The 14067-nt window shown below is 68.5% G+C and carries 15 protein-coding genes; 8 read left to right on the top strand and 7 right to left on the bottom strand.

The window, feature by feature from the left end; genetic code table 11:
• Nucleotides 1-192: 192 nt before the first annotated feature.
• Nucleotides 193-453, bottom strand: coding sequence for a GlsB/YeaQ/YmgE family stress response membrane protein (locus ACX80H_RS12105; protein ID WP_133082632.1), 261 nt, complete (start codon nucleotides 451-453; stop codon nucleotides 193-195).
• A 250-nt stretch (nucleotides 454-703) separates the two neighbouring features.
• Between ACX80H_RS12105 and ACX80H_RS12100 the strand changes: the two genes are divergently transcribed.
• From ACX80H_RS12100 to ACX80H_RS12090, 3 genes are all read left to right on the top strand, one after another.
• Nucleotides 704-1147 (top strand): PGPGW domain-containing protein, encoded by a 444-nt coding sequence (locus tag ACX80H_RS12100; protein WP_459313602.1) that lies wholly within the window; start codon nucleotides 704-706, stop codon nucleotides 1145-1147.
• 129 nt (nucleotides 1148-1276) lie between these two features.
• Nucleotides 1277-1933 carry an ArsR/SmtB family transcription factor gene (locus tag ACX80H_RS12095; RefSeq protein WP_459313601.1) on the top strand — a complete coding sequence of 219 codons (657 nt, stop codon included), beginning with the start codon at nucleotides 1277-1279 and terminating at the stop codon, nucleotides 1931-1933.
• Nucleotides 1930-2616 carry an SRPBCC family protein gene (locus ACX80H_RS12090; protein ID WP_459313600.1) on the top strand — a complete coding sequence of 229 codons (687 nt, stop codon included), beginning with the start codon at nucleotides 1930-1932 and terminating at the stop codon, nucleotides 2614-2616. Before ACX80H_RS12095 ends, ACX80H_RS12090 begins: the two co-directional genes overlap by 4 nt.
• A gap of 72 nt (nucleotides 2617-2688) precedes the next feature.
• On the opposite strand, the gene ACX80H_RS12085 is transcribed toward ACX80H_RS12090, so the two are convergent.
• The 5 genes from ACX80H_RS12085 to ACX80H_RS12065 all read right to left on the bottom strand — a co-directional run bounded on the left by ACX80H_RS12085 (nucleotide 2689) and on the right by ACX80H_RS12065 (nucleotide 8066).
• Nucleotides 2689-3843: a ScyD/ScyE family protein gene (locus ACX80H_RS12085; protein ID WP_459313599.1), complete on the bottom strand. Its 1155-nt coding sequence runs from the start codon at nucleotides 3841-3843 to the stop codon at nucleotides 2689-2691.
• 201 nt (nucleotides 3844-4044) lie between these two features.
• Nucleotides 4045-5271 (bottom strand): helix-turn-helix domain-containing protein, encoded by a 1227-nt coding sequence (locus tag ACX80H_RS12080; protein ID WP_459313598.1) that lies wholly within the window; start codon nucleotides 5269-5271, stop codon nucleotides 4045-4047.
• Nucleotides 5272-5412: 141 nt separating this feature from the next.
• Nucleotides 5413-5862, bottom strand: coding sequence for a hypothetical protein (locus ACX80H_RS12075; RefSeq protein ID WP_459313597.1), 450 nt, complete (start codon nucleotides 5860-5862; stop codon nucleotides 5413-5415).
• Between the two features lie 177 nt (nucleotides 5863-6039).
• Nucleotides 6040-6885 carry an NAD(P)-dependent oxidoreductase gene (locus ACX80H_RS12070; protein WP_459313596.1) on the bottom strand — a complete coding sequence of 282 codons (846 nt, stop codon included), beginning with the start codon at nucleotides 6883-6885 and terminating at the stop codon, nucleotides 6040-6042.
• A 95-nt stretch (nucleotides 6886-6980) separates the two neighbouring features.
• On the bottom strand, nucleotides 6981-8066 hold the full coding sequence (locus ACX80H_RS12065) for a LacI family DNA-binding transcriptional regulator (protein ID WP_459313595.1): 1086 nt from the start codon (nucleotides 8064-8066) through the stop codon (nucleotides 6981-6983).
• A 178-nt stretch (nucleotides 8067-8244) separates the two neighbouring features.
• Between ACX80H_RS12065 and ACX80H_RS12060 the strand changes: the two genes are divergently transcribed.
• Genes ACX80H_RS12060 through ACX80H_RS12040 form a run of 5 tightly spaced genes read left to right on the top strand, consistent with a single transcriptional unit; the run spans nucleotide 8245 to nucleotide 12904 of the window.
• Nucleotides 8245-9102, top strand: coding sequence for an ABC transporter substrate-binding protein (locus ACX80H_RS12060; protein ID WP_459313594.1), 858 nt, complete (start codon nucleotides 8245-8247; stop codon nucleotides 9100-9102).
• A 44-nt stretch (nucleotides 9103-9146) separates the two neighbouring features.
• Complete coding sequence (locus tag ACX80H_RS12055) at nucleotides 9147-9935, top strand: amino acid ABC transporter permease (RefSeq protein ID WP_459313593.1); 789 nt, start codon at nucleotides 9147-9149, stop codon at nucleotides 9933-9935.
• Nucleotides 9932-10699: an amino acid ABC transporter ATP-binding protein gene (locus ACX80H_RS12050; protein ID WP_459313592.1), complete on the top strand. Its 768-nt coding sequence runs from the start codon at nucleotides 9932-9934 to the stop codon at nucleotides 10697-10699. The genes ACX80H_RS12055 and ACX80H_RS12050 overlap by 4 nt, the downstream gene beginning before the upstream one ends.
• On the top strand, nucleotides 10699-11796 hold the full coding sequence (locus ACX80H_RS12045) for a Gfo/Idh/MocA family protein (RefSeq protein ID WP_459313591.1): 1098 nt from the start codon (nucleotides 10699-10701) through the stop codon (nucleotides 11794-11796). The genes ACX80H_RS12050 and ACX80H_RS12045 overlap by 1 nt, the downstream gene beginning before the upstream one ends.
• The gene (locus ACX80H_RS12040; protein WP_459313590.1) at nucleotides 11783-12904 is read left to right on the top strand and encodes an NAD(P)/FAD-dependent oxidoreductase; all 1122 of its coding nucleotides are present in this window, start codon (nucleotides 11783-11785) and stop codon (nucleotides 12902-12904) included. Before ACX80H_RS12045 ends, ACX80H_RS12040 begins: the two co-directional genes overlap by 14 nt.
• Before the next feature lie 40 nt (nucleotides 12905-12944).
• On the opposite strand, the gene ACX80H_RS12035 is transcribed toward ACX80H_RS12040, so the two are convergent.
• Nucleotides 12945-14066: a LacI family DNA-binding transcriptional regulator gene (locus ACX80H_RS12035; protein WP_459313589.1), complete on the bottom strand. Its 1122-nt coding sequence runs from the start codon at nucleotides 14064-14066 to the stop codon at nucleotides 12945-12947.
• Nucleotide 14067 lies beyond the last annotated feature (1 nt).

Genomic DNA, 14067 nt, shown 5'->3' with positions numbered 1-14067 from the left:
CGAATCTTCGCCCCATCTGACGTCAACGCTACACCTGCGAGCTGGGAGGGGTGAGGCGTGTATACCGGGTGAACGAGCGGGAGGGGCGGGGCGTGCCGGACACGGAGGAGGGCAGGGAACGACGACGTCGGGCGCGGGTCCTGACACGCAGAAGGGGCGGCCGAAGCCGCCCCTCCGTGGTGCTGGTAGGTCCTAGCGCCGGACGTGGCGGCGGCCCGCAACGCTCTCCGCGACGCCGATCAGCAGTACCGCCGCGATGACGGACACGATGAACCCGAGGATGTTCAGTTCCCACATGTTGCCGGTGCCCAGCAGACTCGCGATGGCGCCGCCGATGACGGAACCGACGAGGCCCAGCAGCAGCGTGGCGAGCAGGCCGAGGTTCTGCTTGCCCGGCTTGATGAGCCGTGCGAGGGCGCCGATGATGAGGCCGGCGAGGATGAATCCGATCATGGTCAATCTCCTTTTCTGTGCCCGCGTGTGCGGGAAGTCCTTGATACTGCTGAGTACCGACACGTCAGCAATGCTCCGTGCCGTGCCCAGTAACGTGCAATGCCGTGCTTTTGCCGTGATGCAAACGCCCCGCCCGGAAGCAGACGGGTGTTGCCACCAGCACTGATCAGTTCAACGATAGAGGAATGCGAAGCCTACTGAGGAATCTCTGATGGCGCGGCCCCCTCGACAACGCAGGACTCACGGTGCAGTGTTCGCCGGACGAACCCGGCCCCGCGGGGCCAGCCGCATCATCGGCCTCGTCGTGGGGTGGCTGCTCGTGCTGATCGGCCTCGCCGCCCTCGTGCTCCCCGGCCCCGGGCTGCTGGCTCTCGTGGCGGGCCTTGCCGTTCTCGCCCAGCAGTACGAGTGGGCGCGGCGCTGGCTCCAGCCCGTCAAGCGGAAGGCCTTCGCAGCGGCCACCCAGGGAGTGAAGAGCACGCGGAACATAGTGCTCAGCTTCACCGGCGCCCTCATTCTCGTCCTGCTCGGTGTCCTGTGGACTGTGCGCCCCGCCGTTCCCGGCTGGTGGCCGCTCGATGACCGCTGGTGGCTGCCCGGCGGCTGGAGCGCGGGTTTGGGGCTCATCGTCTCCGGGCTCATGGCCGCCGCCTTCATCGTCTACAGCATCCGGCGGTTCCGGCCGCAGACCTGACCGCTTCCATCAGATTCCGGTGGTCGCGGAGTACCTGGCGGCAGCGGCAGAAGGGCGCCGCGAACCCCGCCGCGGACGGACAGTAAAAACAGTATTGACAAAAATAATTGTCGGCGGGACAGTGGGCACATGGACGACATCCGCGTCATCGAGGACCCTGCCGCCGCCGTCGTGTCCCTGGACCCGACCCGGTCGCGGCTACTCGACCTGCTCCGCGAGCCCGGCTCGGCGTCGTCACTCGCGTCCCTGACCGACCTGCCACGGCAGAAGGTCAACTACCACCTGCGCGCGCTCGAAGCCGTCGGCCTGGTCGAGCTGGTCGAGGAGCGGCGGCGCGGGAACATGACCGAGCGGGTGCTGCAGGCGACTGCGGCAGCGTTCGTGATCTCGCCGTCGGCCCTGGCCTCGGTCGCACCTGATCCACAGCGGTTCACCGACCGGTTCTCTGCGTTCTGGCTGCTGGCGCTCGCAGCGCGCCTCGTCGAGGAGGTGGGCCGGTTGATCGCTGGTGCCGCGACGGCGGGGAAGACCCTGCCGACCTTCGCGATCGATGGCGAGGTGACCTTCGCCTCCGCCGCCGACCGTGCGGCCTTCGCGGAGGAGCTCGGCATTACCGTCGGGCAGCTTGCGGCTCGATACCACCAGCCAGGCGGGGGCGGTCGGCGCCACAGGGTCGTCGTCGCGCTCCACCCGAGGCTGAAAAACGCGCGGGCGAACGGCCCGGCGCTGATGGATACCCCAGCTATCAGCCCGGTCGCCGGGCTAGCTCTTGAGGAGAAGCAATGAACCAGAACGGATCCTTCGAGATCGTCGTGGACACCATCGTGGGCGGGACTCCTAAACGGGTCTGGGAAGCAGTCACCACGGGCACGCCTGCGTGGATGTTCCCCACCGATGACTGGCCCTCCTCCTTCCCCGTGGAGGAGAGGCCGCACCACCTCATCAATCGCATGGACGGCGAGGACGGCTGGTTCAACCAGCTCGAGCACGTCCTCGAACCGCTGGGCGACGAGAGGACCAAGCTCCACTACGTGCACAGCGGCATCTTCGTGGACGACTGGGACCAGCAGTACGACGGCGCCTCGCAGCACACGCGCTTCTACCTCCACACCCTCGACCAGTACCTGCGCTACTTCGACGGCAAACCCGTCACGTTCACGGACATCCAGGCACCCGACTCCTCCGCCGTACCCGACGGCTTCACGCGCCTCATCAGCGCTCTGGAGCTCGACGGCGCGGTGCAGGGGGAGCACGTCACGGTGATCGGACCCGACGGCGCACCGCTCGACGCCGAGCTCGACTACCTGACGGAGCACTTCCTCGGCCTGCGCACCGGCGACGCCCTGTACCGGTTCTTCGGCCGGAACGCGTGGGGCGCCACGGTTGGCATGACGGCGCACGACTTCTCCGGCACCGGCCGCGACGAGGCCGAACCGTGGGGGCGCTACTTCAAGAGCATCTACGCCTGAGCACATCCCCGGTTCGGTCAGGCGTGACGACGCCGTGCCCCTCCTCGGGACACGGCGTCGTCGTTGTGCCGACTACTGCCTGCTGTAGTCCAGGCGTGAGCGGACCAGCATGCCGTTCGGCGGTTCCGTTTCGCTCGGTAGTGCGTTCGTCGTGGCGTACAGGTACTTGCCGTCTATCTCGACGTCGGCAGGGAGGACAGCCTCCAGGAGGGGGACTGCCTCGGAAGTCCCCGCGGCGATGACCGAGATCCTGCCGGCGAAGAGCTCGGCGACGAAGATGTTGCCCCGCCGGTCCAGCGCCAGCCCGGTCGGTGTCGTGAGGCCGGACGCGATGACCTCGATGCTGCCGGTGGCCGGGTCGAGCCGGCGTACCGACCCGAGCGTGGGATCCTCGGGGGCTCCCGGCAGCGACGTCAGGTAGAGCATGCCGTCCGGGCCGAGTTCGATGTCCGTGGGGACGGGTTCGCTGTTGAAGGTGGACCCGATGACGCAGTCGGGCAGCTTGAACCCCTGTTCTGCGGCAGAGGCGAAGAGCTCCGGAGTGATCAGCGTCGGCACAGGTTCGAGGACGGCCGCGCTCACGGTGTTGCTCCGCGTATCGATGGTGAACACAGCGTTGGCGCCGGCGTCGGCGACGTACACGTAGCGCCCGGAGTTCGATACCGCTGTTGCATAGGGGTGCGAGTAGGTCTCGCCCCCATGGGGCAGCACAATGGGCGCGAGCTCCGGCGCGATCTGTCCTGCGCATGCGTGGTCGAGGTTTTGGAAGCCATAGGCGTTGGCTGCGTCGTAGTTGTTGGCGGTCTCGAGCGCGGCGAGATCGGCGAGCACGCGGATGGCACCTTTCTCGAGAACGCTGACGTTGGCGATCAGCGGGCCCTCACCCTGGGGCCCACCGCCGGCACTTTCGGTGAAATACACCTCGCCGTGATGGGCGGACACGCCGCCGATCTCGATACCGGGCTTGTCGATGAGCGTGGCCAGGACCCCCTTCCGATCCACACTGGTGAGCTGTCCGCCGAAATTCTGTGAAACGTAGGCCGTATTACCCCGGCCCACGGCGACGCGAAGCGGGCCGACAAGGCCGGTCGCCAGTGTGTCCGGCTCACCGGCGGTGACTGTCCAGCTGTGATGCGAGGAGCCGGGCGTCGCGGTTGCGGCGCCGGCTGGTGAGATGAGGGCGACCGCGAGCGCGGCCACCACGATGGGCGTGCTTGTACCCTTCATGAAGTTCGTCCTTGGGTGCGAGGGATCGTCGAGACTCTCTGACCGGCCCCAGCACCGAGCAGCGGCAAGGCCGCTGGACTACGCGCACGGCCCTGTCCCCCAGGAGTCCCCGTGCTGGTGAAATGCTAGGACTGCCCCGGGCGACTGTCTACGGTGTGCCGAAAAAAGACCTTGTCTGACACCGGTCAGTCAGGAGGGCACTCAGCCGGACAGCGCCCTCACCTGGTCCATCAGCTCGCGGGCCTTCTCGTCCGCTCCGGCCTCGGAGTAGAGGCGGGCCGCTTCGGACAGGTGGTGCGCGGCCCGTTCGGCGGACTTCCTTGCCGCGTGGTACTGCCCGAGGCAAGTTTCGAGATCTACCGTGAACTCGAACTCGAGGAGGTTGCGCTGGTCCGCGACCCCTTCGAGGAGTTCGCCCGCCGTGTCCAGATCCTCTGTGAGGATTGCGAAATAGGCCTTGGCGATGGCCAGTTCGAGGTGCTGGCCGGCCTTACCGATGAGGTCCAGACCCTGTTCCGCCTTGCCCAGCGATTCTCGGACGGAATCGTCGACGATGCCGGCCTGCAGCTTGAAGGTGGCACTCGCTTTGTGGAACTCCGCCCAGGCGGTCAGGTCCGTCTGCGGAAGCAGGAGCCTGGCGGCAAGTGCGTGCTGCTCACGTGCGACGTCGACCTCGCCTCGGCGGAAGGCGACGTTCCCGACCGCCCAGGCCCCCCGTGCTACCAGGAGTGACGGTACGGATGGCGCGCCTTCACAGATACTGAGGGTTTGGGTCACCTCCCACGCCTCCTCGAGGTCGCCCTTCACGGACAGTGCGGCGATGAGGATGAACGCGGCCTGGAGGCGGGCCGGCGACTGCTCGGCGAGATGCTCTACGGACTCGACGGATTGCCGGGCGAGATCGACAGCCTCGATCAGGTGCCCCCTGCTCCGCGCGATCGTGGACAGGCGGCCCTGGACGACGGAACGGAGTTCGGGTGTCGCAATCAGCAGCGACGAGTTCTCCATCCGTAGCAGGACGGCCTCCGCGTCCTCCAACCGGCGCAGTGCGATCAGTGACTGCGCCTGCAGCATCGACATGTCCCACCACGCCGCGGCGTTGCGCTGCTCGAACGCGATGCTCGCGGCGTATTCGGCCTCGGACGCCGCGAGGGCGTCGTCGTGCATGTCCCGTGCATAGTTGGCTGCGAACATCGCGGCTGCCAGGGCGGGGGGATTCTCGGCGGCCGGCGGCTCGACCCACCAGCTGAGCGTCTGTGCGTCCATCCCGAGGCGCGCCGCGAAATGCTGCACCATCTCGGGAGTCGGTTGGCGCTGTCCGCGCTCGAGGAGGGAGATGTAGTGGGTGGAATACACCCCTGCTCCCAGTTCCTCCTGGGTCAGCCCCTTGGCGCTGCGCGCCTGGCGCAGCATGTCCCCGAATTGCATGTACTTGTGCCCCCAGATACGTGGTCACAGCGATCCGCACTCCACGCAGGATTCAATTCGTGACTTCCCTTGTCTAACAGATGCTCCGGACATTCCGGAAAACGCAGGAAAAACGCTGGAAAGGAGCAGCAGCGGCGGCGCTCAGGCCTCGGGTGGCAGGGCCTCGTGGTGCTCCTTGCCCTTGGTGCGGCGGTCTTCCTTCATCTCCGCTTCGAAGAGGTGGCGCTTCCCCTCGGCCAGGGCGTCGCGGGCTTCCTTCTCGAAGGCCTTGAACTCGGAGTAGTAGTGGTCGTCGTAGTCCTCCATGATCTGGAACGTCCACCGCCCTTCGATCACGTTGCGGCCGATGATGTCGCTGGCGAGCCTGTCGGCTATGTCGGTGTGGCCGGCCTTGCGGAACAGTTCTTCGGCGTCGGAGAGGTTGAGATCGGCGGTGCCGGTGAGCCGGTGGAACCCGTAGAGGAGCCCCCGCGCGTGTTCCACGACCTCGAGTGCTTCGGACAGTTTTCCGAGTGCTTCGACCGTGATGTCGGAAACGCCCTCGGGGCGCTGGTGGGTTGCGTCGGGACCGGGAGTATCGAGGGTAGCCATACTTCGTACCGTACCCGGATGGACCGCCGCTCAGACAAGCAATTCGCGGCACCCGGATGCTGGCTCGAATGTGTTCTCGCAGCGAGGAAAGGCACAAGGCCGATGCCCGCGGCACGGCGGACAGCCTCGCCGCCTCAAGGAAGGAGCCGCCGCGGGCGTGTGATGACGCGCGAGCGACTAGCGCAATTCCGGCTTCGCAATCACGGCGATGTCGTCGTCGCCCGCTCCCGCGCGCTGCGCCTCGGTGAGCGACTGCAGGGCCGCCGTGACCGCGGGGAGGGGATCGGGAGTGGACCGCAGCATCAGTCGCACGTCCTTGGCGAGCAGGTCCGCGGAGAACTGGGTGTCCCCGAACGTGCCTCCGGTGATGACCGGGCCCTTCATGCCCGCGATGGCCCCGAGGCCCGTCCCCTCGAGCAGGTCGAGGACGGCTTCCGCGTCGAGCCCGTTCGCCTTGCCCAGGCGCAGCGCCTCGACGAGGCCCTGCAGGGTGACGCCGAGCGCGAGGTTGGCGAGCAGCTTTCCGGCGGCCGCATCCGACGGCGTCGCGACGCGGCGTACGCGCTCGCTGTCCCCCCACAGGGCGGCAAGGGGTTCGACGACGTCGACATCCTTCGGCGCGCCGCCGAGCAGGACGCCCAGCCGGCCCGCGCGTGCCGGGGCGAGACTCCCGATGACGGGTCCGTGGACATAGCGGACCCCGGCGGCGGCGGCGTACTCGGCGAACTCGCGGGCGTCGTCGGGGGAGACGGTCGTGACGTCGAACCAGACGGCTTCGGCGGGCAGTTCCAGCCCGGACAGCACCACCTCGCGCACGGTGTCGGGTCCGAAGAGCACCGTCAGGACGACGTCGGCGTCGCGGACGGCGTCCTCGGGTGAATCCGCCTGTGCGGCCCCGGCCTCGCGGAGGCGCTCGACGGCGCCGGCCGTCCGGTTCCAGGCCGTGAGTTCGTGGCCGGCTGCGAGCAGGTGCACGCCGAGTTCGTGGCCCATGCGTCCGACGCCGAGCAGTGCGATCTTCATGAATCCTCCGGGTGTTGACGGGTGGTGACGGGTGGTGGTCGTTCTGTCAGTATCGGCCTTTCCCGAGCGTGCCCCGAATCCGCGCTTCCCCGGCGTCAGGCCGAGGCACCAAGTGCAGAGCCGACCGGCGCGACGGATTCCCGGCGGATGAGCCGGGACGGCAGGGCCAGGTGCTCGGGCTCGGTGCGGTCCCCGCCGATGCGCCGGAGCAGCATCTCCGCGGCAGCGACCCCCTGGTCGTACACGGGCTGGGCGACCACCGTGATGGGCGGCGTCATCAGGCCGGCCCAGGGCAGCTCGTCGAACATGAGGAACGAGACGTCGTCGGGTATGCGGACGCCGGCGCGCTGGAGCTCCGCGAGGGCCTCGAGGGCGATCACGCTGTCGGAGGCGACGATGGCGGTGGCCGGATCCGGGCCCGTGACCAATGCCTGGACCAGGTCACCGATGCTGTGCTGCCTGCCTGCCCCGAGGCGGATCAGGTCGGCCGGCAGTGCCACGCCGGCCTCGTCGAAGGCCCGGCGGATGCCCGCGATCCTCTCGGTGACGGGATTCGTGCCGAGGTCCAGGTCCATCGTGAACTCGACACCGCCCACGTCGAGGGAGGAGATGTAGCCGACCCGCGTGTGCCCCTCGTCGAGGAGATGGCGCGCGGCTTCGTAGGACACCTGCCGCATCTCGGCGACGACGGAGTCCACCGGCAGGCTCGGCAGCTTCCGGTCCAGCAGGACCACCGGGCGTCCCGACTCGACCACGCGGTTGAGGTGCGTGCTGGAGGACCCGGTGACGGGCGCGACGATCATCCCGTCCACCCGCTTGTCCAGGAGGACGTTGACCGCGTCGATCTCCGTGGCGAGGTCCTCACCGGTGTTGATCAGGATGACGTCGAAGCCGCCGGCCTTCGAGGTGTCGTAGATGCCACGCATCGCGAGGCTGAAGTAGGGGTTCTCGATGTCCCCGACGACGACGCCGATCGTCTTGGAGCGGCCCGTGTTCATGCTCCGGGCGAGCTCGTTCGGGTGGTACTGCAGTGTCTCGGCGGCGGCCAGGACGCGGGAGCGCACCTCGTCGCTGACGGCGCCGTAGCCTCCGAGGGCGCGGGCCGCCTGGGCTTTCGACACCTGGGCGAGGCGTGCCACATCGGCAACGGTCGTGTAGCGGGACGCTGAAGAAGATTCCATGAAGCCCTTTCCGAAAAGAGTTGACCTACGTCGGAGCGCGGGGTACGTTCTTCACCAACCCGTGTGAGTCCGGTCTCATTCTAGTCAGGTGAGACCGGACTCAACAAGCAAGGCCGAGGCATTGCCGACCGTGAGCATGGGCCACCACCCCCACCAGAGACCTTTGGAGTACCCGGACATGATGCGCACCATCTCCCGCCCCCTCGCCCTGGCTGCGGCCGCACTCGCAGCAACCCTCACGTTGAGCGGCTGCGGCGGCACCGCCGCCTCGGGCGGGGAGGAGAACCCTTACGGCCTGATCGAGCCCGGCACCATCCGCGTGGCGAGCCTCGGGGACTCGAAGCCGTACACCTTCACCGACGAGTCGGGGGAGTTCACGGGCTTCGACGTCGAACTGTTCACCGACGTCGCCTCCCGCATCGGGGTCGACGACGTCGTCTTCACCGGCCAGGACTTCTCCGGCCTGCTTTCCGCCGTCGCCAATGAGCAGTTCGACGTGGGAGTGGCAGCGATCGGGATCACCGAGGAACGCCAGCAGACCGTCGACTTCAGCGACGGCTATCTCGCCGGGTACCTGACCCTCATCACCCGCGAGGACTCGGGCATCGGCAACGAGCAGGACGTCGCCGGCCACCGCATCGGCGTCGTGCAGGGAACGCTGCAGGAGGCCTACGCGGTGAAGCACTACACGGATTCGGACCTGGTCCGGTTCCCCGACAACAACACCGCGATCGCCGCAGTGAACAGCAGTGCCGTCGACGCGCACTTCCTCGACTACGAGGCCGCCCAGGACTACATGGAGAAGTTCGGCCTGGTGTCCGCAGCGGACATCCCGTCCTTCGACGCACCGGCAGGCTTCGCCATCGCCAAGGACAAGGAAGAGTTCAAGGCCGCGCTCAACGAAGCCCTCGGCGACGCCATGGAGGACGGCACGTGGAAGGAACTCTACGAGAAGTGGTTCCCCGGCTCCCCGATGCCCGAGCAGTACCTGCCGAGCGCCGAGCAGACGGCGACCCCGGCTCCTACGAGCAAGTAGCCGGCGCCTTCCCGGCGTCGCACCCAACGAACTGAGAGCCCCTCATGGACTTCCTCGACAACCTCGTCAAGACCTTCTTCGACGTCGACTCGATGCTCACCGTCGCACCACAGCTCCTGACGGTGGGCCTCGTGAACACGCTCGTGATCTCCGCCGCCTCGACCGTCATCGGCCTCGTCCTCGGGATGATGGTCGCCGTGATGGGCATCTCCACCTCACGCTGGCTCCGCATCCCCGCGCGGATCTACACCGACCTGTTCCGGGGGCTCCCCGCGATCCTGACCATCCTCCTGATCGGGCAGGGCTTCGCGAAGGTCAGCCAGAGCATCTTCGGGCCGTCACCGTACCCGCTGGGCATCATCGCGCTCAGCCTCATCGCCAGCGCCTACATCGGAGAGATCTTCCGCGCCGGCATCCAGAGCGTTGACAAGGGCCAGTTGGAGGCCTGCCGCGCCCTCGGGATGAACTACGGACGGGCCATGGCACTCGTGGTCATCCCGCAGGGCGTCCGGCGGGTGCTGCCCGCACTCGTGAACCAGTTCATCGCGATCGTCAAGGACTCGTCCCTGGTCTACTTCCTGGGACTGCTCGTCTCCGAGCGCGAGCTCTTCCGCGTCGGCCAGGACGCCGCGGTCAACACGGGGAACCTCTCCCCGCTCGTGCTGGCGGGCATCTTCTACCTCGTCGTCACCGTCCCGCTCACGCACCTCGTGAACTACTTCGACCAGCGCTTCCGCACCGGCCGCCGCCGGCCCACGGCTCCGACGAGCGGGCTCAAGGAAGTCACAGAACTCGATGCGGTCAGCCCGCTCACCACAGGGAGCAACACATGAGCAGCACCACCAGCACCTCCGCCGACCAGCTCACCTTCCGCGGTTCCAGCCTCCAGCTGAAGAACCTGTGCATGGCGTACGGCGACGTCCCGGTCCTCCGCAACGTCAGCCTCGAGATCGCTCCCGGCACCACCACCTGCATCATCGGTCCGTCCGGGTCCGGCAAGTCGACCCTGCTGCGGGGCATCAACCGGCTGCACGAGCCCAGCTCGGGCGACGTCCTGCTCGACGGCGAGGACGCCCTGCGCGTCCGGCCGGACGTCCTGCGCCGCAGGATCGGCATGGTGTTCCAGCACTTCAACCTCTTCCCCGACCACACCGCCCTGGAGAACGTCGCCCTCGCCCTCTGGAAGGTCAAGGGGATGTCGAAGAGCGAGGCGACCGAGCGCGCCCGACGGCGCCTCACCGAGGTGGGGCTGGGGGAGCGCGCCGACCACCGGCCGCGCGATTTGTCCGGCGGACAGCAGCAGCGGGTGGCCATCGCCCGTGCGCTGGCGATGGAACCGGAGGTCATGCTCTTCGACGAAGCCACGTCCGCCCTCGACCCGGAACTCGTCAAGGGAGTCCTCACCCTCATGGCCGGACTGTGCGAACGCGGCATGACCATGGCGGTGGTGACGCACGAGATGGGCTTCGCCCGGAGGGTCGCCGACCAGGTGGTCTTCATGGACGAGGGCGAGGTCGTCGAGGCCGGCCGCCCGGAGGACATCTTCGACAACCCCCGCAGCGCCCGTCTGCAGCGTTTCCTCTCGGAGGTGCTCTGATGCGCGGCCCCTTCCGCACAGCCATCCTCGGATTCGGGATCTCCGGTAAGGTCTTCCACGCCCCGCTCGTCGCCGCGAATGCCGACTTCACCCTCGACGTGATCGTCACCGCCGATCCGCAGCGTACGCAGGACGCCCGTGAGAGCTACCCCTCCGCCCGGATCGTCGGCACCCCAGCCGAGCTGTTCGCACTGATCGACGCCGGGGAGGTCGAGCTGGACGTCGTCGTGCTCGGCACTCCGCCGGGAACGCACGCCGAGCAGGCGCGGCGGGCCTTCGCGCGGGGCATCCACGTCGTCGCCGACAAGCCGTTCGTCCCCACGAGTTCCGAGGGAACGCTCCTCCTGCAGGAGGCGGCCGAGGCCGGCGTGCTGCTGACCGTCTTCCAGAACCGCCGGTGGGACGCGGACTTCCTGACGCTCGGGAAGCTCCTCGCATCGGGCGAGCTGGGGGACGTCCACACGTTCGAGAGCCGCTTCGAATGGTGGCGGCCGGGGGGCTTCGGCAACTGGCGTGACACCACGACCGTCGCCGAGGGCGGTGGCATCCTTCACGACCTCGGAGCCCACCTCATCGACCAGGCCATCCGCCTGTTCGGCCCGGTGCAGGAGGCCTATGGCGAACTGGACCGCAGGACAGCGGATGCGGCCGCGGACCAGGACAGCTTCGTCTCCCTGCGCCACGCCTCGGGAGTCCGTTCGCGACTGTGGATGAGCGGGTTCGCGGCGCTGCCCGGCGCCCGCTTCTCCGTCTCCGGGTCCTCCGGCGCGTACACGAAGAAGGGGCTCGACCGCCAGGAGCCCGCCCTGACAGCAGGCGCCGATCCCGCCGCGGAGGAGTACGGCGTCGAACCGGAGGAGGCCTGGGGCACCGTCTCGGACGGGACCTCGGAGCGCGGCGTCCCCGCCGAGCGCGGGGACTATCCCGCCTTCTACGACCTCCTGGCACGCGCACTGCGCGGCGAGGGCCCACTGCCCGTCGACCCGCAGGACTCCATCGACGTCCTGCGGATCATCGAGAACCTGCACTCCCGGAGCCGATACCCGGCTCCATCACCTGCATCTATCACGAAGGAAAAAACCCATGAGCACGGCTGAACCAACACGACGCGTCGCAGTCCTCGGCGGCGGGATCCTCGGGGTCTCGACGGCGGTGCACCTCCTGCGTGAGGGGGCATCGGTCGTCCTGGTCACCGAGGCGGAGCTCGCCAGCGGCGCCTCGGGCAGGTCCCTGTCCTGGCTGAACAGCGCGGGGGAGCGGACCTCGCCGTACCACCAGCTGCGCGTGTGCGGCATCGACCGGTACCGGACGCTGTTCGCCGCGGACCCGTCCCGCGACTGGCTGCGCTTCGACGGCGGCCTCCACTGGGCCGACGCCGGCTCGGACCAGGACACGGTGGCGCGCCACGAATACGAGAAGGCCCACGCCTACGACTCCGTCCTGGTGTCTCCGGCCAGCGTGAACAACCACACGCCGGGTATCAGCGAGGACGCGGTCGGCACCGTGTCGATCTTCAACCCGGGTGAGGGCTGGGTGAGCCTGCCGCACCTGATCGATTTCCTGATGGAGGAGTTCCGTGCCCGCGGTGGCGAACTCGTGACCCACGCCGGTACAGCTCACGTCCTCGTCGAGGACGGACGCGCGGCCGGCATCGAGACCCCGAACGCCGGGTCCTTCCCGGCCGACGACGTCGTCGTGGCCTGCGGACCCCAGACTCCCGCCGTCGTCGCCGACCTGGGCGTGGAGATCGCCGACGCCTCACCGGTGTCGATGCTCGTGACCACCGCTCCCGTGGAACACCCCGCGAGGACGGTGATGAACACCCCGAGGGCGGCCGTGCGCCCCAACCCGGGCAACACCTTCGCGCTCGACCACGACTGGTACGAGGAGAGCATCACGCAGAACGCCGACGGGACGTACTCCATCCCGGAGGAGGTCGTGAACGAGCTCGCCGACGAGGCCGCCAAGCTGCTTGAGGGCGAGCCCCAGCTCACGGCGGCGTCCTGGAAGATCGGCCGCAAGCCCATCCCGGGCGACGGCGAACCCGTGTTCGGTGAACTGGAGACCGTGCCCGGATGCTTCGTCGCGTTCACCCACTCCGGCGCCACCCTCGGGCTCATCGGAGGCGAGCTGCTGGCGAACGAGATCGTCACCGGCCGCAGGCACCCGATGCTGGAGACCTTCCGGCCCGGACGTTTCACCTGACCGGGACGTCCGCGACGCGAGGTGCGCCGGCGGGGAGGGCTCAGGCCTTCCCCACCGGCGCGGCCTGCTTTATGCGGGAGGGCGGGCCGATGGACGAGCGGACCATGAGTTCCGCGGGGAGCATGTGCAGCCGGGGCTCGTACTCCGATGAGCCGATGCGGGACGCGACCTGTTCCACCGCCAGCCGCCCCATCTCGTCCACCGGCTGGGCGATCATCGTCAGCGGCGGCTGCATGACCGTCGCCCAGGACGTGTCGTCGAAGCCCACGAGGGACACGTCCCCCGGGTAGGAGAGGTCCAGGTCCTGGACGGCATGAAGGGCGCCGATGAGTGCTTCAGCCTCGGTCGCGAAGAGGGCGGTGGGAGGATCGTCCGACCGCAGCATCGCGGAGGCAGCCTGCGCCGCCGAGGCCTCCGTCTTCGCTCCGGTGGTGATCAGGGCGGGCGAGTAGGGGATACCCGCGTCGCGCAGCGCGTCCAGGTATCCGCGCAGCCGCTCAGCGTCGCTCCACAGGCTGCGGGTGTTGACGGTCAGGAGATCGTCGAGCGTATCGATCCCGGCGTCGGTCGTCGGGCCCCACAGGAACCCGATCCGCCGATGGCCCGCCTCGATGAGCGTCCGCGTCACGCGCCGGGCCTCCGCCCGGTTGTCGACGACGACCGCGTCGAGGTGCAGCCCCGGGACCAGCCGGTCGATCAGGACCACGGGGGTACCCCGTCGGGTCGCCTCGGTGAGGTGCTCGGCCTCGGGCGCGCCGACCGCGGCCGAGGACACCACGATGCCGTCCACCTGCTTGTCGAGGAGGACGCCGACGGCGTGGCGCTCGGCCGCCAGGTCCTCGTAGGTGCTGATGACGATCACGTCGAGGTTCCTCGCGCTCGCCGCGTCCGACGCTCCGCGGATGAGGCCGGAGAAGAACGTGTTCCCGATGTCGGCCACGACGATCCCGAGGGAATTGGTGACGCCCGTGGTCATGCTGCGCGCGAGGATGTTCGACCGGTAGCCGAGGCGCTCGGCGGCGGCCAGGACCCGCTCGCGGGCGACGGCGCTGACCGAGCCGTAGCCGCCCAGGGTGCGCGCCGCCGTCGCGCGCCCGACACCCGCTTCCGCTGCGACGTCTGAGATGGTGGGGGCGCTGATGGGGGGATGCTCGGACGCCATG

The sequence above is a fragment of the Arthrobacter pasteuri genome (assembly GCF_054510955.1).
The sequence above is the reverse complement of the archived record's forward strand: the minus strand, read 5'-3'. Positions and strand labels throughout refer to the sequence as shown.

Coding starts and splice junctions, on each gene's coding strand:
- ACX80H_RS12080 (WP_459313598.1), bottom strand. CDS start 5,271: ATGCAATTCGGGGACATGCTGCGCCAGGCGCGCAGCGCCAAGGGGCTG.
- ACX80H_RS12060 (WP_459313594.1), top strand. CDS start 8,245: ATGATGCGCACCATCTCCCGCCCCCTCGCCCTGGCTGCGGCCGCACTC.
- ACX80H_RS12095 (WP_459313601.1), top strand. CDS start 1,277: ATGGACGACATCCGCGTCATCGAGGACCCTGCCGCCGCCGTCGTGTCC.
- ACX80H_RS12070 (WP_459313596.1), bottom strand. CDS start 6,885: ATGAAGATCGCACTGCTCGGCGTCGGACGCATGGGCCACGAACTCGGC.
- ACX80H_RS12055 (WP_459313593.1), top strand. CDS start 9,147: ATGGACTTCCTCGACAACCTCGTCAAGACCTTCTTCGACGTCGACTCG.
- ACX80H_RS12090 (WP_459313600.1), top strand. CDS start 1,930: ATGAACCAGAACGGATCCTTCGAGATCGTCGTGGACACCATCGTGGGC.
- ACX80H_RS12085 (WP_459313599.1), bottom strand. CDS start 3,843: ATGAAGGGTACAAGCACGCCCATCGTGGTGGCCGCGCTCGCGGTCGCC.
- ACX80H_RS12075 (WP_459313597.1), bottom strand. CDS start 5,862: ATGGCTACCCTCGATACTCCCGGTCCCGACGCAACCCACCAGCGCCCC.
- ACX80H_RS12105 (WP_133082632.1), bottom strand. CDS start 453: ATGATCGGATTCATCCTCGCCGGCCTCATCATCGGCGCCCTCGCACGG.
- ACX80H_RS12050 (WP_459313592.1), top strand. CDS start 9,932: ATGAGCAGCACCACCAGCACCTCCGCCGACCAGCTCACCTTCCGCGGT.
- ACX80H_RS12065 (WP_459313595.1), bottom strand. CDS start 8,066: ATGGAATCTTCTTCAGCGTCCCGCTACACGACCGTTGCCGATGTGGCA.
- ACX80H_RS12035 (WP_459313589.1), bottom strand. CDS start 14,066: ATGGCGTCCGAGCATCCCCCCATCAGCGCCCCCACCATCTCAGACGTC.
- ACX80H_RS12045 (WP_459313591.1), top strand. CDS start 10,699: ATGCGCGGCCCCTTCCGCACAGCCATCCTCGGATTCGGGATCTCCGGT.
- ACX80H_RS12040 (WP_459313590.1), top strand. CDS start 11,783: ATGAGCACGGCTGAACCAACACGACGCGTCGCAGTCCTCGGCGGCGGG.